The organism is Micromonospora sp. DT68 (genome assembly GCF_049847245.1).
GTDB classification, from domain to species: Bacteria; Actinomycetota; Actinomycetes; order Mycobacteriales; family Micromonosporaceae; genus Micromonospora; species Micromonospora profundi.
In genome coordinates this window covers 301,567-320,453 of sequence record NZ_JBNCNZ010000004.1, presented here as the reverse complement: position 1 = coordinate 320,453, position 18,887 = coordinate 301,567, and the positions used below count along the sequence as shown (strand labels likewise).

The window sequence follows — 18,887 nt, the reverse complement described above, 5'->3', positions numbered from 1 at the left end:
TCGCGTCAGTCCGGGCAGCCGACGGTGGCCGCCAGTCGTACGGCGCCGTCGTCCGGGCCGGCCTCGGCCAGCACTGTGACGTCGCCGGCGCGGTACGCGTACACCGGAGGTTTGTCCAGCAGTGGAGCATCGCCGGCCAACTGCGCGAGTGCGCCGGCCGGCGGAACCGGGCCGGGCTCGGCGGACCGGGCGGTACGGGCCAGCGCGCCACCGGGACAGGGCGCGGTGACCACCTCCGGTGCGGCGGGGTTCGGCTGGCCGAGAGCCTTCAGCGCGGCCGTCAGCACCAGGCTCAGCCCGGCGACCTCCGGGCCTGCGGCGGCGGACGTCGGGGTGTAGCCGGAGCCCACCGGCCGGCAGCCGGTCTCGACCGTCAACCGGACCCGGCCGTCCCCGGTCGGCCGGCCCTCGACGGAGACGAACTCGCCGGCGTCGGCGCGCAGCTCCGGGCCGTCCAGTCCGGGGCCGACCCAGGCCCGCCAGGTGGCGGGCAGTCGGTCGGCGATGCCGGTCAGCACGGCCCGTTCGGTGCCGGCGGGCGCGAGCACGCCGACCTCGCGTCGCAGGGCGGCACCGTCGGAGATCGGGGTGACCCGGCAGCCCGAACGGACCCGGACCGGACCGACCTCCAGCAGCCCCGCCGGGCCGGCGGCACGGGCCAACTCGCCGGCCGCACTGTCGACGATCGGGCCAGCCTGATCGAGGGTGCGCTGCTCGCGCACTGTCGGCGGGTCGTCCCGAGCCGACGTCCAGGCGAGCCCGGCCAGCAGGACGCCCCACAGCACGGACGCGACAAGCAGCCAACGCCGCCAGCGCCGGGAGGGTGCCGGCGCGACAGGACCGTTCGACGACGGCCAACCCGTCTGCACAGCACCGCTCACCCGGTCATGGTGTCACGGGCGGTCAGCCGGCTCAGAGGCAGCGGTCGGTCGGCAGCACGGTACGGCGGTACCCGTCTCAACCGGACCGGGGCGGCGGGTCGATCCGGTAGCCGACCCCCCGCACGGTGTGCACCCGCGGGCCGCCCGGAAGGTCGCGCAGCTTGTGGCGGAGCCGCTTGACCGCGGAGTGCAGGATCGACGAATCCCCCAGGTACGCGCCGTTCCAGACGGCGGCGAAGAGCTGTTCGTAGCTCCACACCACCAACGGCGGGCCGATGAGCCGGGCGAGCAACTCGCGTTCGATGCGGGTGAGTGGGATCGGCTCGCCGCGCCAGGTGACCACGTGCCCGGCCCGATCGACGACCAGCTCACCCCAGCGGACCGGCCCCTGCTGCGCCACCGGCGGGACGACGGCCGGTGCCGGGCCCGCCGTTGCTGGGAACAGCATCGCCCGCAGCTGGGACAGGTCGGCACAGCTCAGCACCGGGCCGACCCCGTCCAGCTGGCGCAGGACCCGCTCACGCACCGACACGTCCGCACTGACGCAGACGACGATCGGGACGTCCGCACCGGACACGTCGCCTCCAGCCCACACCCACCGTGACTTCACCCATAGATAGTGACGTACACCGATGTATTTCGGGGGGCGACACCAACGACCGGGCCGGTCACCCTCGAAGGAGTGACCGGCCCGGTCGATCAGAGCAGTGGGTCAGGCGACGGTGACGGTGACCTCGTTGAGGCCCCGGGCGGCGGTGACGGCGGCGTCGCCGTTGCCGTGCCGGGACAGTGCCCGCAGCGTCCAGGAACCCGGCGCGGCGAAGAACCGGAACTGCCCGGCTGCCGAGGTGACCACCTCGGCGGTGAACTCACCGGTCGAGTCCAGCAGCCGAACGTACGCGCCCGGCACGACCTCGTCCGCCGCGGAGCGGACGATGCCCGTGATGACGGTTTCCTTCTCCAGGTCCAGGCTGGCCGGCAGCGGCGCGGCCTGGTCCGGGGCGGCGCAACCCGCAGCCGTGGGAGCGGTCATCGTCAGGCCTCCCCGGGCTCGTCGCCGAGCGCCACCGGCACACCGACCAGCGAGCCGTACTCGGTCCAGGATCCGTCGTAGTTCTTGACGTTGCGGTGACCGAGCAGCTCCTGGAGCACGAACCAGCTGTGCGAGGAGCGCTCGCCGATCCGGCAGTAGGCGATCGTCTCCTTGCCGTCGTCCAGACCGGCGTCGGCGTAGATCTTGCGCAGCTCGTCGTCGGACTTGAACGTGCCGTCCTCGTTCGCCGCCTTGGACCACGGGACGCTGATCGCGGTCGGGATGTGACCGGCCCGCTGCGCCTGCTCCTGCGGCAGGTGGGCGGGGGCGAGCAGCCGGCCGGCGAACTCGTCGGGGCTGCGCACGTCGACAAGGTTCTTGGTGCCGATGGCGTCGACGACCTCGTCACGGAAGGCGCGGATGGAGGTGTCCGGCTCCTGCGCGACGTACTGCGTCTTCGGCCGCTGAACCGCGTCGGTGACCAGCGGGCGGGCGTCCAGCTCCCACTTCTTGCGGCCGCCGTCGAGCAGCTTCACGTCGCCGTGGCCGTACAGCTTGAAGTACCAGTAGGCGTACGCCGCGAACCAGTTGTTGTTGCCGCCGTAGAGGATGACGGTGTCGTCGTTGCTGATGCCCCGCTCGGAGAGCAGCGCCTCGAACTGGGTCTTGTTGACGAAGTCCCGGCGGACCTGGTCCTGAAGGTCGGTCCGCCAATCGATCTTGACGGCGCCGGCGATGTGGCCGGTGTCGTAGGCCGAGGTGTCTTCGTCGACCTCGACGAAGACGACGCCCGGGGCGTCGAGGTTCTTCTCGGCCCACTCGGCCGAAACGAGTGCGGTGTCGCGACTCATCGAATCACTCCCTGGTGAATGGATGGTGAGTCAGCGCGCGAATGTCGATGGATGCAGTTTGTCGCACCGCGCGCGGGACCCAGCGGAAGGACGGGATCACGGGTTCGTGCGACGGCGCCGCTGCCGGGCGTTCGGTGGGATCACCGGAGGGGTCGAGGACCCTGCAAGCCGGTGGCCGCCATCAGGCGGCCGAAAACAGCCCCGCCGTCAGATGACGGGGCGACACAGGCAGGTGGCCACGCGGCACAGGTCGACCGCGCGCCGTTTGGTGAGGTGAATCCCCATGGTCACGGAGCCTACCAGTGAGTGACGGAGCTGCCACAGAGCCGACCAGCATCCGGGAATCGCCCCGGCTGTCGAACCATTGGCGTGTCCCACCGCCGGAGAAAACTGACGTGCCACTCAGCCTGCGGAGTTGATCGGCACGTCCTTCGCGTCGGCGGTGACGGCCAGACCTTCGGGCAACGGCCGGACCTCCCGGACCGCGAGCTGGAACGGCAGATCCGGCAACGGCACGTCGACGGAGATGCCCTTGGCGTAGTTGTTCAGGACGGCGCGGGCCAGCGGCAGGTTCGGCAGACCCTCGGCGTCCAGGTTGCTGAAGCGCAGCGCGACAGCGCCGTTCTCGGCGACGGTGACGTCGGCGGTGCCGCTGACCGTGAAGTTCTGGCCGAGCACGTCGACAGGCGCGGTGACCGCGAGCTTGCCGCCCTGCTCGCCGAGGGTGAGCCCGGGCCGGTTCAGCAGTGCGGCGAGGCTGTCGTAGCTGATCGTGCCGGTGCCGTTGACGGTGTCCGCCACGACGTCGCCCTGCCCGGTACGCAGGGTGTCCAGCGATGCCCGCACGTTGCGGGCGTCCACGTCGAGCACCGGCAGCCGTACGGCGTCACCTTCGACCGATGCCTGCACGTCCCGCAGCTGGATGGAGATCCGCTCGTAGCGACCGTCGAGCACCTGGGTGAGGAACGGCGTCCCGGCGACCTCCACCTTGGGAGCGGCGGCCTGCGCGCCCTGCTTGCTGACCTCCTGGCTGACCCGGTCGGCGATGAGGCGCTCGGCCACACCGACAGCCACCCGGTCGGCGACCACCAGCAGGCCCCCCACCACCAGGAGCAGCACGACCAGGCCGATGAGCAGCTTGCGACCGCGCCGTCGGGGCCGGGCATCGCCGGCCGGATACTCCTGGGCCACGCCGCCTCCTGTCTCCACCCGCCGCGGCGCGGCGGGGCGTGCGTACCGGTGCCGCAGCGCGGCGCCTCCGTAGGTACCCGACCGGCGCCGCGCTCAACCGTGACTCACGGCCCGACGATGGATCAAAGAAAGAGCATGCACATCGCGTACGCCGCCGGCGCCGCCAGGGCGAAGCCACCGAGCGGCCCCTGCATGTGCCGGGCCACCCACATTGTGGGCAGTTCGCCGGCCATCATTCGACCCGCCTCCGCGTACCCCACGGCGAGGTCGGAGAGCACGGCGGTGACCGCCGCGACCAGGCCGAGCACCGCGGCCCTCGTCGGCGTGAAAGGTGCCACCAGGTAGCTCCCGAGCACCGCGCTGACAAGCGTGCCGACCATCGCGCCAGCCACCACGCCAGCGGCACCTCGGGGCACCTGCGGGGCCAGCCGGGGCCACGGCAACACCGCGTCGGTGAGCCGGGCGACTGTCAGCGCGACCCCGCTGGCGGTCAGGCAGACCATGATGGCCTGGGTGCCGGCCGGGATGCGGCTGAGCACGATCAGGGTGCCGAACGCCACCACGCCGACCACGATGAGCAGCGTGGCGCCGAGTGAATCGGTGACCCGGGCACGGTCGACCCGACGGACCAGTTGACCGAGCACGGCGGCGAGGAAACCGCCGACGGCCAGGTAACCCAGTGGTGCCAGCCCGGCGACGTCGGTCTGCACGGCGGCGACGTCGACGCCTGCGGCGACCACCGCGCTGACCCCGGCGACCAGCAGCACCGCCGGTGGGCGCATCGCCATCGTCCAGGCGAGGATGAAGAGCAACTGGACGCCGAAGACGACGAAGGCGAACGGCAGCCGGTTGCCCGGCCCGGAGGTCTGCGCACCGAGCACCAGACCGAGACCGAGCAGCGCGGCGAAGCCGGCGATGGTCAGCGCCAGCGGGCGGCGCACCTCGACCGGGGGTACGACCTCCTCCTCCGGCTCGTCGACCTCGTCCTCGGAGCGGCGGGCGGGCTCACCGGCGCGGCGAGCCCGGCGCGGCCCACCGCGCTCACGGCGTTCGCCATCGGTGCCGGCCGGGCCGGTGCGCGGCGCCGGCGGTTGGCCACGGGTCGGGGCGGCCGGACCCGGGCGGGGGCCGTCGGGCCACGATTCGCGATCGGCGTCGGACGAGGTGGAGGGAAACACGCCCCGATCGTGCCAGACCGACCGCCCGACACGGTGGTCCCGGGTTTCAGCAACGTTAAAAAGTGCGCCACGATCAGGGGCAAGCTAGACAAACAGGAAAGGGCCTGATGGTGCGGGCGAGGCGATCGGTTAGTCTCAGACGCGTTACCCGCCCGTCAGCGACGCCGGGACCACGCAATTTCTCAGCGCACTCCTCGATGAGTGTGTCTGGTCGCGCGCGGCGATGCGCCGCCGGGACGGAGGTGATCGTGGAGATCCTGCTGCTGGTGACCGCGCGAGCGGGGGAGCCGTCGGCTGTGCTGCCGGCACTCGACCTGCTGCCGCACTCGGTTCGCACCGCGCCGCGAGACGTCCGCACACTTGTCGCCGGGCCCAGCCCGGACGCGGTGCTTGTGGACGCCCGTTCGGAGCTGAGCGAGGCCCGGGCGACCTGCCGGATGCTGCACGCCACCGGGCTCGGTGTGCCGCTCGTCGCGGTGGTGACCGAGGCCGGCCTGATCGCGCTGAACGCCGACTGGGGCGTCGACGACGTCATCCTCGCCTCGGCCGGCCCCGCCGAGGTGGAGGCGCGGCTGCGCCTGGCGGTCGGGCGTCTGAGCAACGCGACCGCCGGTGCCGGCGGCTCGATCCGCGCCGGTGAGCTGACGATCGACCCGGACACGTACGCGGCGAAGCTCAAGGGCCGCCCGCTCGACCTCACCTACAAGGAGTTCGAGCTGCTGAAGTTCCTGGCCCAGCACCCGGGCCGGGTGTTCACCCGCGACCAGCTGCTGCGCGAGGTGTGGGGTTACGACTACTTCGGCGGCACCCGGACGGTGGACGTGCACGTCCGGCGGCTGCGCGCGAAGCTCGGCTCGGAGTACGAGTCGATGATCGGTACGGTCCGTCAGGTGGGTTACAAGTTCGTCGTGCCGCCGTCGCGGTCCCTGCCCGAGGCGGAGCACGCGCCACTGCCCGTCTGACCCTGACCCGGGATCGCCGAGGACGCGATCCCACCTCCGGACGATTTCCCATATGCCCCTTTTGCGCAGCTCGCCGGCTCTATTCTGACTGCCGGGTTTGTCGGAAAAGGGGGGCGACGGTGCGCGCAGGTACCACGGGGGCAACGGGCGGGCGCGCCCTGTCGACGAGGCGGAAGCCGTGATCCGGGTCAACTCGACCGCGCGCGCCGCGGCGATAGTGACGCTGGTTGTGGTCGCACTGCTCGGCTCGGCGTACGTGCTGGGCCGCAGTCTCGTCCCGGAGCAGCCCCGACGGCACGCCACCGGCGCCACCACGAACGGCGACGAGCCGCACTACACCGACCAGCTCCCTCCCGACGAGCCCAGCGGCACCCCGAGCGCCAGCCAGAGCACCGGCCCCACCGAGGCAGGTCAGGACGGCTCGGGGCGGGACGCCAGCGGCGATCGGCTGTTCGGCGCGCACACCGGCACCGGCAGCGACCGACTCGCGCTGACCTTCGACGACGGGCCGGACCCGCGCTACACCCCGCAGGTCCTCGCCGCTCTGCGCGAGTACGACGTCAAGGCCACGTTCTGCGTGGTGGGCGAGAACGCGCAGAACCACCCGGACCTGATCCAGGCGATCGTGGCCGACGGGCACACCCTGTGCAACCACTCCTGGCACCACGACGTCTCCCTGGGCAACAGGTCGACCGACCAGATCCGCGCCGACCTGCTGCGCACCAACGCAGCGATCCGGGCTGCGGTGCCGGAGGCGCCCATCGTCTGGTACCGCCAGCCCGGCGGCGCCTGGACGTATCCGGTGGTGTCGGTGGCACGGCAGCTCGGCATGACCCCGCTGCACTGGTCGGTGGACCCGTCCGACTGGCAGGCCCCCGGCGCCGGCAAGATCGCCGCGACGGTATCCACGCAGGTGGGACCAGGCTCGGTGGTGCTGCTGCACGACGCGGGCGGCGACCGGCAGGGCACCGTCGACGCGCTACGCCGGATCCTGCCGGAGCTGAGCACGCACTTCGAGTTGGAGGCACTGCCCACCGACCCGACCTGAGCCGGCTGCGGCTTTACTCGGCGACGGTCCGAGCCGCACGGCACCCAGCGGATACGGTGGCGGAATGAGCAGCGCGGAGCCGACCAGCGACCAGGTGACCCGTACCGACCGACTGGCTCCGGCGGACATCGCCGACGTGCTGGCTCTTGCCCGCGCCGCGGGCGACACCGACGGCGCGGACCCGCTCGACGAGCACGTCCTGCTTCGGCTGCGCGACCCGGAGGCCAGCGCCGTACACCTGCTGGCCCGCGCCGACGACGGCACCCTCACCGGGTACGCGCACCTGGACACCACCGACCCGGTGGGCGGAATCGGCGTGGAACTCGTCGTGCACCCCGGCTACCGGCGGCGGGGCACCGGTCGGGCGCTGGCCCGTGGCGTGCTCGCCTCGGCCACCGGGCCGCTGCGGGCGTGGGCGCACGGCGACCACCCCTCGGCCGCGGCGCTCGGCGTGGACCTCGGTTTCACCCGGGCGCGGGTGCTCCTGCAGCTGCGCCGGCCACTGACCACAGCGCAGGGCGAGCCGCGCCTGCCCGAAGGGGTGGCGCTGCGCGCGTTCCGGCCGGGGGCGGACGACGCGGCGTGGCTGACCCTCAACTCACGCGCCTTCGCCGAGCACCCAGAGCAGGGCCGGTGGACCTCGGACGACCTGCTTGTCCGCCTCGCCGAGCCATGGTTCGACCCGGCCGGTTTCCTGCTCGCCGAGGAGACCGGTACCGGCCGGCTGCTCGGCTTCCACTGGACCAAGGTGCACGAGCGTCCGGGGTCGGCCCGCATCGGCGAGGTGTACGTCCTCGGCGTCGAACCGACAGCGCACGGCGGCGGGCTCGGCCGCGCCCTGACCACTGCGGGGTTGGCCTACCTGCGGGACAAGCGGGGCCTGGACCGGGTGATGCTCTACGTGGACGAGTCGAACAGCGCAGCTGTCGCGCTGTATGAGCGGATGGGCTTCGCCCGCTGGTCCGCGCACATCAACTACCACCTCGGCTGAGCTGCAACGGGGCACTGAAGTGCCCCGGTTCACTTAACGGACAACTCGCCCTCAGCGAGCGGTCATCTTCCAGGCCGTACGTGTTCACCTTGCGTTCACTTGTGACCGGCGAACCGGCTACCTGGCACTTCTAACTTTCGTGTCAGCCGGCCAGTGCCGGTTCTCGGGCCCCGGATTCGGGGTGCCAAGTCAGACGCGAAGGGAACCCTCAGGTGAAGCTCCAGCGGTACGGCGCGATTGCCGGCCTCGCTCTCGCCGCGACGCTCGGCCTCAGCGCATGCGGCTCGGACAACAACGAGCCCGCTGCCGGTGCCGGCGCTTCGGGCTCGGCCGCCGCGATCGACTGCGCTACCGGAACGCTGAACGCCCAGGGCTCGTCGGCGCAGAAGAACGCCATGGCCGAGTGGATCAAGGCGTACCAGCAGAAGTGCCAGGGCACCACTGTCAACTACGAGCCGACCGGTTCCGGCGCCGGCATCCAGGCGTTCATCGCCGGGACCGCCGACTTCGCCGGCTCGGACTCCGCGTTGAAGCCGGAGGAGCAGCCGCAGGCCGACGCCAAGTGCGTCGACGGCAAGGCCATTCACCTGCCGATGGTGATCGGCCCGGTGGCCGTCGCCTACAACATCAGCGGCGTGGACAACCTCCAGCTCAAGCCGGCCACCTTGGCGAAGATCTTCGCCGGCAAGGTCACCAAGTGGGACGACCCGGCCATCAAGGCCGACAACCCGGACGCCAAGCTGCCGGCGACCACGATCCAGACCGTGCACCGCTCGGACGAGTCGGGCACCACCGACAACTTCACCAAGTTCCTCTCCAAGACCGCCGAGGCCGACTGGACGCTCGGCAACGCCAAGGCGTGGAAGGGCCCGGGCGGCACCGGCGCCAAGGGCTCGGACGGCGTGGCCAGCCGGGTCAAGGGCGCCGAGGGCTCCATCGGCTACATGGAGTGGTCGTTCGCCGAGAACGCCGGCCTCAAGATGTCCAAGATCGGCAACGGTAACGGTGAGTTCGCCGCGCTGACCGCCGAGACGGCCGGCAAGACCATCGCCGGTGCCGAGATCGAGGGCCAGGGCGACGACCTCAAGCTGAAGATCGACTACAACACCGAGGAGGCCGGGGCCTACCCGATCGTCCTGGCGACGTACGAGATCGTCTGCAGCAAGGGCCTCGCGGCCGACAAGTTGAAGCTAATCAAGGGACTGCTGGGCTACGCCGCCAGCGCCGAGGGCCAGAACTCGCTTACCGACCTGGGCTACGCCCCGCTGCCGGAGACGGTTCGCACCAAGGTCGAGACCGCGGTCAAGAACCTCTCCTGACCCGACCCCAACACCTCAGCAACCGAATCGAGCGAGCAGATGGGTGAAACCCCTCACCGCTCGGCCGACGCCGGCACCGGCGGGACGCAAGTGACCCAGAGTCACGAGTGGCCCGCCGGTGCCTCGGCGCACGTGGCCGAGGCACCAGTAAGCACCCGTCCCCCGGGCAGCGGAGGGCTGGGCGGCGGCGGCGCGCTGCCGCGCAGCCGTAAGTTCGGCGCCGAGCGGGCCTTCCGCGGTCTCACACTTGCCGCCGGCACCGCCGTTCTGGTCATCATCGCCGCCATCGCGATCTTCCTGGTCGCGAAGGCGGTGCCGGCCCTGCGCGCCAACACCGAGAACTTCTGGTCCTACGAGGGCTGGTCCCCCAACGAGACCGAGCCGAAGTTCGGCATCGGCGCCCTCGCCTTCGGCACAGTGCTCAGCTCGGCACTCGCGCTCCTCGTGGCGGTTCCGGTGGCGTTGGGCATCGCGCTCTACCTCTCGCACTACGCTCCCCGCCGGCTCGGCACCGCGCTCGGCTTCCTGATCGACCTGCTCGCCGCCGTACCCAGCGTGGTCTTCGGTCTCTGGGGCCGCGACGTCTTCAGCGGCCCGGTCCGGGACTTCTCGATCTGGCTCAACCAGCACTTCGGCTGGATCCCACTCTTCGGCGGCGACGGCCCGTTCGGCGCCTCCGTCATGCTGGGCGCCCTGGTGCTCGCGATCATGGTGCTGCCGATCATCACCTCGCTGTCCCGCGAGGTGTTCCTCCAGACGCCCACGGCGAACGAGGAAGCCGCCCTCGCCTTGGGCGCCACCCGCTGGGAGATGCTCCGCACCGCGGTACTCCCCTACGGGCGCCCCGGCATCATCGCCGCGGTGATGCTCGGTCTGGGCCGGGCGCTCGGCGAGACCATCGCCCTGGCGCTGACCCTCGGCATCACCTTCGGCATCTCGTTCAACCTGATCCAGAACGGCGGCAACACCATCGCCGCCAACATCGCCAACGCGTTCGGCGAGGCGAACGAGACCGGCCGGGGCGCACTGATCGCCTCCGGCCTGGTGCTGTTCACCATCACGCTGATCGTCAACATCACGGCGCGGGCGATCATCTACCGCCGCCGGGAGTTCACGGAGTCGGCCGCATGACCACAACCGCCACCTCCCGCCGCACCCCTCCGCCGGCCCAGCCGGACTCGCTGCGGGCACGCCGTCTGCCCCGGTACGCCGCACCGGCAATCGCCGTCGCGGCCCTGGCCCTCGCCGCCGTGATCGTCTACGGCGCCGGCATCGGCGGCCCGGTCCTCGTTGTCGTCCTCGGCGCGATCCTCTACCTGGTGGGGCTCTTCGCCGCCGCCAACGCTGTCGAGGGGCGCCGATCGGCCCGCAACCGCACCTGGAGCGCGCTGATCCACTCCGCGTTCGTGCTGGCGCTGCTGCCGCTCGTGTCGGTGGTCTGGACGCTCGTCAGCAAGGGCGCCGAACGCTTGGACGTCAACTTCTTCCAGACCTCGATGAACAACATCGGGGCGCGTGACGCGAACGGCGGCGCGTACCACGCGATCGTCGGGACGCTTGAGCAGGTCGGCATCGCCACCCTGATCACCGTGCCGCTCGGCATCCTCTGCGCGATCTACATCGTCGAGTACGGCCGGGGCAAGTTCGCCTTCGCGATCCGGTTCTTCGTGGACGTGATGACGGGCATCCCGTCGATCGTCTCCGGCCTCTTCGTGCTGGCGTTCTGGGTGCTGATCGTGTCGCCGTGGTTCAACGACGGCCGGCCGAGCTTCTCCGGCTTCGCCGCCGCGCTCGCGCTGAGCGTGCTGATGCTGCCCACCATCGTGCGGTCCACCGAGGAGATGCTCCGCCTCGTTCCCGCGCCGCTGCGCGAGGGCGCGTACGCGCTCGGCGTACCCAAGTGGAAGACCATCCTGAAGGTGGTCCTGCCGACCGCGCTGCCTGGCATCGTCACCGGCGTCATGCTCGCCATCGCCCGCGCGGCCGGCGAGACCGCGCCGGTGCTGCTGGTCGCCGGCGGCGGTGCCGCGATCAACGTCAACCCGTTCGAGAACAACCAGTCGTCGCTGTCCCTCTTCGTCTACCAGCAGGCAAGTGACGCGTCGCGGTACGCGCCGGCGCGGGCGTGGACCGCTGCGCTCACGCTTGTCGCCCTCGTACTCGTCCTGACGATCGCGGCGAAGCTGCTGGCCCGTCGCAACCGGCTCAGCCGATGAACCCCGGAGGTACCACCACAATGGCCAAGCGTGTCGAAGCCTCGAACGTCACCGCCTACTACGGCGGCTTCAAGGCGATCGAGAACATCAACCTGACAGTCGAGCCGAAGACGGTCACCGCCCTGATCGGCCCGTCCGGTTGCGGCAAGTCCACGTTCCTGCGGTCGATCAACCGGATGCACGAGGTGCTGCCGGGTGCCCGGGTCGAGGGCAGCCTCACCGTCGACGACCAGGACATCTACGACCGGGACGTGGACGTCACAGCGGTCCGGCGCATGATCGGGATGGTGTTCCAGCGGCCGAACCCGTTCCCCACGATGAGCATCTTCGAGAACGTGGTGGCCGGGCTGAAGCTCAACGGCGTCCGGAAGAAGTCGATCCTGGACGAGGCCGCCGAGAAGGCCCTGCGCTCGGCGAACCTGTGGGACGAGGTCAAGGACCGGCTGGGCAAGCCCGGCGCGGGCCTCTCCGGTGGTCAGCAGCAGCGACTGTGCATCGCGCGGACCATCGCTGTCGAGCCGCAGGTAGTCCTGATGGACGAGCCGTGCTCGGCCCTGGACCCGATCTCCACGCTGGCGATCGAGGACCTGATGTTCCAGCTCAAGGACAAGTTCACGATCATCATCGTGACCCACAACATGCAGCAGGCCGCTCGTGTGTCGGACCGGACTGCCTTCTTCTCGATCGAGAAGACCGGCGACCCGGGCCGCCTCATCGAGTACGACAACACGCAGAAGATCTTCAGCAACCCCGGCGTGAAGAAGACCGAGGACTACATCACCGGCCGCTTCGGCTGAGCTGACCCGATCCGGTCACCGACGTCCGCCTCCCGCCGTGCGCGCACCCCGCGCCTGCGCTGGACGCTCAAGATCGTGCTCGATCCTGGAAACAGTGGTCTCGGCCGCACGATGAGACCACTACTTCCTGGATCGAGCAGATGTTCGCCGGCAACCGGCGAGCTGCGTGTCAGCCGAGCACGAAGCGGGGTTCGCCGTCGGGCGGAAGGTCCAGGCGTGGGGTGATCGGCGTGGCGGCGTCCCGGTCGGCCGCCGCACGCGCCACCCCGGCCAGGTCGCCGGCGGCCGCTACCTGCGCCAGCGTGACGAGGGTCGGCGGCAACATGGTCAACTCGCCGGCCGCGTGGCGGGCCAGCGCGTCCGCCGGGCGGATCCAGAGGGTGTGGTCGGCCTCGCCGGAGACGTCCCGGGTCCGCTGCCCCTCGGGCAGCAGGGCCACGAAGAAGTACGTGTCGAAGCGGCGCGGCTCGAACTCAGGCGTGATCCACCGGCTCCACGGCAGCAGCAGGTCCGATCGCAGCGTCAGCCGACGGTCGGCGAGCAGCGCCGCGAAGCCCAGCCGTCGCCCCTCCAGGTCCTGCCGGGCGGCCTCCCAGTCATCTCCACTGACGTCGCCCACCACCGTCGCCGGGTCCGGGCCGGCGAGCAGCACGCCGGCCTCCTCGAAGACCTCGCGGGCCGCTGCGCAGACCACCGCCTGGGCGGCGTCCGGGTCGACCCCCAGCCGCTGCGCCCATCCGGCCGGCGGCGGGCCCGCCCAGTCCAGGTGCGCCTCGGAGTCGGAGCGGTCGACCCCACCGCCGGGGAAGGCGTACACACCGCCGAAGGTCATCGATGCGACCCGGCGGATGACGTACACCTCGAAGTCGGTGTCGGTCGGACGCAGCAGCAGCACTGTGGCCGCGACCCGCGGCACCGCCGGGGTGCCACCCTCGGCCTGGAACCGGCGGGCGTGCTCGACCAGGGCGGCCGGTGCGGCGAAGCCGTCGCTGTCGATCGTCATGGCGCGAGCCTAGTTGCCGACGGCACCTGCACGGATGCGCGCCCGGGCGCTGACGGCCGTGCGGGCGGCCGGCAGGAACGTTCGACACAGCGACGCCACCGTCGGTCCGCGCGGCGCTGTCCGCGTGCCGGCAATGCATGCCGCGCCTCTGGCCATGCCGCGCGTCTGGCCATGCCGCGCGTCTCGCCGTGCCGCACCTCTCGCGAGATGGGCGATGGTCCGGTCACTCATTTCAGCGTGATGACTGTGAGACATATTGATGTCTGAGAGTCATCACGCTTGTGGCAGCCCGACCTGGCCCAGGAACAGCGCGCACAGCGTCACGGCCCCGGGCCGAACGCGGCACGGTACGAGCGCGACTCGGCACGGTACGAGCATGGCGACGAGCAATCGATGCGACGAGGTGATCGCCGGCCTTGGCGGGCCACCTCGGCCGTGAGCCCCTGGGCGGGCCGGGCGTCGGGCGGTTGAGCTGGCTCGACTAGCGTTGCTGGCATGACTCGTTGGGGCATCCTGGCCACCGGCCAAATCGCCAGCCGTTTCGCCGAAGACCTCCGACTGGTGCCGGACGCCGAACTGGTCGCCGTCGGCTCCCGCAGCGTCGAGACCGCCAAGCTCTTCGCCGAGCGGTACGGCGCGCAGCGCGCGCACGGTTCGTGGGTGGAGTTGGCCGCCGATCCGGAGGTCGACGTGATCTACGTGGCGACTCCGCATGCCGCTCATCACGAGGCGGCCCTGACCTGCCTGACCGCCGGCAAGCCGGTGCTGCTGGAGAAGCCGTTCACCCTCGATCTCGCCACCAGCACCGACGTGGTGGACACTGCCCGCGCCGCCGGGGTCTTCCTCATGGAGGCCATGTGGATGCGGGTGAATCCGCTGATCCTGCGGGCGGTGCAGTTGATCGCAGACGGGGCGATCGGCACGGTGCGCAATGTCCGGGCCGATTTCGGGGTGGCCGGGCCGTTCCCGCCTGAGCACCGCATGCGCAACGCGGCGCTGGGCGGGGGTGCGCTGCTCGACCTGGGGATCTACCCGATCAGCCTGGCTCACCTGCTGCTCGGCGTGCCGCAGCACGTCCGCTCGTGGGCGAAGCTCGGCCCGGAGGGGACGGACGAGAACACCGGCATCCTGTTCGGCTACGACAGCGGGGCGCTTGCCACCCTGAGCTGCGGCATGGTCGGCGCGAGTGAGCTGACCGCCTCGATCACCGGCAGCACAGGCCGCATCGACCTGCCGGAGCCCTTCTTCCGGCCGGGCTTCTTGACTCTGCACCGCGACGGCGTCGAGCCGGAGACGATCACCACCGAGATCGTCGGCAACGGCTACCAGCACGAGGCGATCGAGGTGCAGCGCTGCCTTGCCGCCGGGCTGACCGAGAGCCCGCTGGTGCCGCACGCCACCACCCTCGAGGTGATGGCCCTGTTGGACGCGATCCGCGAGCAGATCGGCGTCCGCTACGAGTGAGCTCGTGAAAGGAAGGGCCCCCTATTAACGCCTGGCGTTAATAGGGGGCCCTTCCTTTCACGAGCGGCGGGGATCAGCCGAAGATCGGCCGGACCAGCAGGTAGGCGACGCAGGCGATGAGCGCGGCCGCCGGGAACGTGATGATCCAGGCGAGCACGATGTTGCCGGCGACGTTCCAGCGGACCGCGGAGAGCCGCTTCGTCGCGCCCACACCCATGATCGCCGAGGTGATCGTGTGGGTCGTGGAGATCGGCGCCTTCAACACAAGCGCGTTGAAGTAGAGCACCGCGCTGGCCACCGTCTCGGCGGCGAAACCCTCCGGGGGGCCAAGGTCGATGATCTTGCGACCGAGCGTGCGGATGATCCGCCAACCACCGGCGTACGTCCCCAGTGCCAGCATCGTCGCCGAGGTCCAGAAGACCCAGCCGGGGATGTGCGTCTTGCTCTCCTGGAAACCGCCGGTGTAGAGCGCGAGCACCACGATGCCCATGGTCTTGGCGGCGTCCTGCATGCCGTGGCCGACCGACATGGCGGCGGCCGAAGCGGTCTGCGCCCAGCGGAAGCCCCGGTTGAGCTTGCCCGGCTGCCCCTTACGGAACAGCCAGAGGATGGCGAGCATCACCAGGTAACCGAGGGTCAGACCGACGATCGGCGACAGCACCATCGGCAGGATGACCTTCTCGCCGATTGTGACCCACTGGACGATGCCGCCGGTGGACAGCAGGGTCGCGCCGACCAGACCGCCGAAGAGCGCGTGCGAGGACGACGACGGCAGGCCGAAGTACCAGGTGATCAGGTTCCAGGCGATGGCACCGAGCACCCCGGCGAACACCACACCGAGACTGCTGACCCCGGTGGGCAGGGTCACCAGGCCGTCGCCGACGGTCTTCGCCACCCCGGCGCCGAAGTGGGCGCCGATGAAGTTACCCACCGCGGCGAGCCCGAGGGCGATCCGAGGTGTCAGCGCCCGGGTGGAGACGCTTGTCGCGATCGCGTTGGCAGCGTCGTGGAAGCCGTTGGTGTAGTCGAACACCAGGGCCACCGCGATCACCGCCAGCACGGCGATGAGTTCGGGCGTCAGAGTCACCGGCTCAGGACTCCTTGACCGCGATGGTCTCTACGGTGTTGGCCACGTGCTCGAAGGCGTCGCAGGCGGCCTCCAGTTCGTCGGCGACCTCCTTCATCTTGAGCACCGTCAGCGCGTCGTACTCGCCGGAGAAGAGCCGGACGAGCAGCTGCCGGTTGATCCGGTCGCCCTCGTTCTCCAGCCGGTTGCACTCGATCCAGTAGTCCTCGAGGTCCTTCATCGACTTCAGCCGGGGCATCGCGTCGGCGGTGAGCTTCGCCTGCTGGTCGAGGACGTTGACCATCTCGTGCAGCTCGCGGGGCAGCGCCGGCAGCTCGGTCAGCCCGTACAGGTAGAGCAGGTCGCCGACGGCCTCGAGGTGGTCCATCACGTCGTCGAGCAGCGAGCCGAGCCGGTAGATGTCCTCCCTGTCGAACGGCGTGATGAACGTCGAGTTGATCTTCTTGTAGAGATCGTGCGTGATCTGGTCGCTGTCGTGCTCGACCTCGGTCAGCCGCTCGCTGACCGACTGGACGTCGACACCTGGAAGGGCCAGTTCGTTAAGCAGCGCCGTGCCCCGGACCAGGTTCTGCGCAGCCCTGGTGAAGAGCTCGTAGAAGGCGCCCTCGGTGGGGCGGAAGGAAAACTTCACAGCACAGACCTCGTCGTGTCGGTGGAAGGTGGCGGCGTCCATCGGCGTCCGCCTGGTGAATGCTAGGAAACGCTCGAAGCGTGAATGCGTCGGCCCACCCCTGGTCAGACCTGATTCACCGCTCGTTCACCTGCTGTTCATCTGCGGTCCCGACCGCCCCGCTCCCCCGACACTCAATCGGTCGCGCTCGTGCGCCACGTCGAAATCGGCAGGCGGATACCCGAGATTCAGCGTGTCGAACGTCTCTCGCAGCAGGTGGGCCACCGCCCAGTCCCGGTACCACTTGCGGTCCGCCGGCACCACGAACCAGGGCGCGGCGTCCGTGCCGCACCGGCTCAGGGCCTCGGCGTACGCAGCCTGGTAGTCGTCCCACTGCGCCCGGGCATCGACGTCCGACGGGTTGTACTTCCAGTGCTTACGCGGGTCGGTGAGCCGCTCCAGCAGGCGCTCGCCCTGCTCGGCGTACGAGATGTGCAGCATCACCTTCACCAGGGTCACCCCGCCGTCGGCCAGCTCCCGCTCGAAGGAGTTGATTTCGTCGTAGCGGGCTCGCCAGGTGACCTCCGGCACCAGCGAGCCGACCCGGGCGATCAGCACGTCCTCGTAGTGTGACCTGTTGAACATTCCGACGTACCCGGGCGGCGGCAGCGCCCGACGGATCCGCCACAGGAAGTCGTGCCGTAGCTCCTGCGGCGTCGGCGGACCGAACGACCGGATGTGCAGGCCCAGCGGGTTCATCGCGCCGGCCACCCGCTTGATCGTGCCGTCCTTGCCGCCGCAGTCCATCGCCTGGAGCACCAGCAGCACCCGGCGCGCCGGGCGGTCCGAGGCTGCCGTGGCCATCGCGTACAGCATCTCCTGCTGCCTGCCCAACTCACCGCCGACGAGTTCGACCTGGTCACGGGCCCAGGTCTTGGGGCGTTCCCCGGTCACCTCGGTCGGCGGCAGCCCGGGGGTGGACCGGGGGTCGATCGCCGCGAGGTCCACCGGCGCGGTCACCCGCAACAGCTTCCGCACGGATCCGCCGTCCGGCGCCACGATCTGCCCGTGCTGGGGTGCACTCATCCTCGGATCATCGCCCACCCGCCGGTCGTCCGCCCGTCGAGGGCCGCCCCGCCCGCCGGGACCGGCGGAGCCGTCAGCACACCCCGACCGGGCCCGCCCGGTCACCGGGCCGTCATCAGTGGTGGCGGGGCTGCCCGTTCGTCCGGTTGGCGGGAGGATGGGCTCCAGGACACGTACCGGTCGGGGAGGGTGGTGGGTCGTGCGGGACCTGGCGACGGAGTTCGAGGCCGAGCGACGCCGCCTGCTCGCGGTGGCCAACCGGATGCTGGGCAGCCGCAGCGAGGCCGAGGACGCGGTGCAGGAGACCTGGCTGCGCTACGCCGGGGCGCTCGCCGATCCGACGGCCCGTGCCGAGATCCGCGACCTCTCCGCTTGGCTGACGACCACCTGCGCCCGGATCTGCCTCGACGTCCTCCGCTCGGCGAGGGTCCGGCGCGAGGCGTACCCCGGGCAGTGGCTTCCGGAGCCGGTGGTGAGCCCGCTGGACGCCAAGCCGCCGACCGACGGGTACGCCCCCGACCCCGCCGAGCGGGCGGTCCGCACCGACCAGGTCGGCACCGCGATACGGGTGATGCTGGAGCGGCTCGCGCCCGAACAGCGGGTCGCACTCGTGCTGCATGACGTGTTCGCTGTGCCGTTCGCCGGGATCGCCGACGTGCTCGGCACCACCGAGGCGGCCGCCCGGCAGCTCGCCTCCAGGGCGCGGCGGGCGGTCACCGCAGCGGACGCGCCACGGCACACCGCCGATCCGGCCGAACAGCGGCGGGTGCTGGAAGCGTTCGTTGCCGCCACCGAGTCCGGCGAGCTGGATCAACTGCTGCGGGTGCTCGCCCCGGACGTGATCCTCCTCGGCGACTCGGGTGGGCACTTCCCGGCTGCCCGCCGGCCGGTGGTCGGCGCGGACGCTGTGGGTCGCTTCATCCTCGGCCTGTTCGGTCGGGCCGGCCGGTACGGGCAGCGGGTGACGTCCCGGCCGGTGCTTGTCGACGGTGTGCTCGGCCTTCAGATGGAGACGGTGCACAGCGACGGGCGACCGATCCGCCTTGTCGTCGCCTTCGCCGTGCACGAAGCCCGGATCACCGGCGTGTTCAACCAGCTCAACCCGGAGAAGCTTGGCGACGTGCCGCCGCTGGGCGACGACGACGGGTGGCCGCCACGCCTGTGAGCCGG

20 protein-coding genes are annotated in these 18,887 nt (G+C 70.8%); 9 read left to right on the top strand and 11 right to left on the bottom strand.

The window, feature by feature from the left end:
- Positions 1-5 precede the first annotated feature (5 nt).
- From ACPXB1_RS10025 to ACPXB1_RS09995, 7 genes are all read right to left on the bottom strand, one after another.
- Positions 6-881, bottom strand: coding sequence for a hypothetical protein (locus ACPXB1_RS10025; protein ID WP_425735102.1), 876 nt, complete (start codon positions 879-881; stop codon positions 6-8).
- 76 nt (positions 882-957) lie between these two features.
- A complete protein-coding gene (locus ACPXB1_RS10020) occupies positions 958-1,458 on the bottom strand; it encodes a winged helix-turn-helix domain-containing protein (protein ID WP_425735150.1) in 501 nt (166 codons plus the stop codon).
- Between the two features lie 135 nt (positions 1,459-1,593).
- A complete protein-coding gene (locus ACPXB1_RS10015; protein WP_053654284.1) occupies positions 1,594-1,914 on the bottom strand; it encodes a DUF1416 domain-containing protein in 321 nt (106 codons plus the stop codon).
- Between the two features lie 2 nt (positions 1,915-1,916).
- Complete coding sequence (locus ACPXB1_RS10010; RefSeq protein WP_053654286.1) at positions 1,917-2,765, bottom strand: sulfurtransferase; 849 nt, start codon at positions 2,763-2,765, stop codon at positions 1,917-1,919.
- 207 nt (positions 2,766-2,972) lie between these two features.
- Positions 2,973-3,050 (bottom strand): Ms5788A family Cys-rich leader peptide, encoded by a 78-nt coding sequence (locus ACPXB1_RS10005; RefSeq protein WP_312877454.1) that lies wholly within the window; start codon positions 3,048-3,050, stop codon positions 2,973-2,975.
- Positions 3,051-3,167: 117 nt separating this feature from the next.
- The gene (locus ACPXB1_RS10000) at positions 3,168-3,956 is read right to left on the bottom strand and encodes an LmeA family phospholipid-binding protein (protein WP_053654288.1); all 789 of its coding nucleotides are present in this window, start codon (positions 3,954-3,956) and stop codon (positions 3,168-3,170) included.
- A 122-nt stretch (positions 3,957-4,078) separates the two neighbouring features.
- A complete protein-coding gene (locus tag ACPXB1_RS09995; RefSeq protein ID WP_425735101.1) occupies positions 4,079-5,134 on the bottom strand; it encodes a hypothetical protein in 1,056 nt (351 codons plus the stop codon).
- A 242-nt stretch (positions 5,135-5,376) separates the two neighbouring features.
- Between ACPXB1_RS09995 and ACPXB1_RS09990 the strand changes: the two genes are divergently transcribed.
- The 7 genes from ACPXB1_RS09990 to pstB all read left to right on the top strand — a co-directional run bounded on the left by ACPXB1_RS09990 (position 5,377) and on the right by pstB (position 12,467).
- On the top strand, positions 5,377-6,096 hold the full coding sequence (locus ACPXB1_RS09990; RefSeq protein ID WP_179781168.1) for a winged helix-turn-helix transcriptional regulator: 720 nt from the start codon (positions 5,377-5,379) through the stop codon (positions 6,094-6,096).
- A 178-nt stretch (positions 6,097-6,274) separates the two neighbouring features.
- On the top strand, positions 6,275-7,144 hold the full coding sequence (locus tag ACPXB1_RS09985; protein WP_425735100.1) for a polysaccharide deacetylase family protein: 870 nt from the start codon (positions 6,275-6,277) through the stop codon (positions 7,142-7,144).
- A gap of 64 nt (positions 7,145-7,208) precedes the next feature.
- Entirely contained in the window at positions 7,209-8,135 is a 927-nt protein-coding gene (gene mshD / locus ACPXB1_RS09980) for a mycothiol synthase (protein WP_355589731.1), read from the top strand.
- A gap of 212 nt (positions 8,136-8,347) precedes the next feature.
- Complete coding sequence (gene pstS, locus ACPXB1_RS09975; RefSeq protein ID WP_425735099.1) at positions 8,348-9,454, top strand: phosphate ABC transporter substrate-binding protein PstS; 1,107 nt, start codon at positions 8,348-8,350, stop codon at positions 9,452-9,454.
- Between the two features lie 39 nt (positions 9,455-9,493).
- On the top strand, positions 9,494-10,585 hold the full coding sequence (pstC, locus tag ACPXB1_RS09970) for a phosphate ABC transporter permease subunit PstC (protein WP_355589735.1): 1,092 nt from the start codon (positions 9,494-9,496) through the stop codon (positions 10,583-10,585).
- Positions 10,582-11,670, top strand: coding sequence for a phosphate ABC transporter permease PstA (pstA, locus tag ACPXB1_RS09965; protein WP_355589737.1), 1,089 nt, complete (start codon positions 10,582-10,584; stop codon positions 11,668-11,670). The genes pstC and pstA overlap by 4 nt, the downstream gene beginning before the upstream one ends.
- A gap of 20 nt (positions 11,671-11,690) precedes the next feature.
- Entirely contained in the window at positions 11,691-12,467 is a 777-nt protein-coding gene (gene pstB / locus ACPXB1_RS09960) for a phosphate ABC transporter ATP-binding protein PstB (RefSeq protein ID WP_306273337.1), read from the top strand.
- 169 nt (positions 12,468-12,636) lie between these two features.
- Here pstB and ACPXB1_RS09955 read toward each other — a convergent pair whose 3' ends face one another.
- Positions 12,637-13,470 (bottom strand): NUDIX hydrolase, encoded by an 834-nt coding sequence (locus tag ACPXB1_RS09955; RefSeq protein ID WP_355589740.1) that lies wholly within the window; start codon positions 13,468-13,470, stop codon positions 12,637-12,639.
- Positions 13,471-13,965: 495 nt separating this feature from the next.
- Here ACPXB1_RS09955 and ACPXB1_RS09950 point away from each other — a divergent pair, with 495 nt between their 5' ends.
- Positions 13,966-14,934 (top strand): Gfo/Idh/MocA family protein, encoded by a 969-nt coding sequence (locus ACPXB1_RS09950; protein ID WP_355589742.1) that lies wholly within the window; start codon positions 13,966-13,968, stop codon positions 14,932-14,934.
- Positions 14,935-15,007: 73 nt separating this feature from the next.
- On the opposite strand, the gene ACPXB1_RS09945 is transcribed toward ACPXB1_RS09950, so the two are convergent.
- The 3 genes from ACPXB1_RS09945 to ACPXB1_RS09935 all read right to left on the bottom strand — a co-directional run bounded on the left by ACPXB1_RS09945 (position 15,008) and on the right by ACPXB1_RS09935 (position 17,717).
- Positions 15,008-16,015 (bottom strand): inorganic phosphate transporter, encoded by a 1,008-nt coding sequence (locus ACPXB1_RS09945; RefSeq protein WP_053655018.1) that lies wholly within the window; start codon positions 16,013-16,015, stop codon positions 15,008-15,010.
- Positions 16,016-16,025: 10 nt separating this feature from the next.
- Positions 16,026-16,652: a DUF47 domain-containing protein gene (locus ACPXB1_RS09940; protein WP_053655020.1), complete on the bottom strand. Its 627-nt coding sequence runs from the start codon at positions 16,650-16,652 to the stop codon at positions 16,026-16,028.
- Between the two features lie 126 nt (positions 16,653-16,778).
- Positions 16,779-17,717, bottom strand: coding sequence for a PPK2 family polyphosphate kinase (locus ACPXB1_RS09935; RefSeq protein ID WP_425735098.1), 939 nt, complete (start codon positions 17,715-17,717; stop codon positions 16,779-16,781).
- Between the two features lie 199 nt (positions 17,718-17,916).
- Here ACPXB1_RS09935 and sigJ point away from each other — a divergent pair, with 199 nt between their 5' ends.
- Positions 17,917-18,882: an RNA polymerase sigma factor SigJ gene (gene sigJ, locus ACPXB1_RS09930; RefSeq protein WP_306273334.1), complete on the top strand. Its 966-nt coding sequence runs from the start codon at positions 17,917-17,919 to the stop codon at positions 18,880-18,882.
- Positions 18,883-18,887 lie beyond the last annotated feature (5 nt).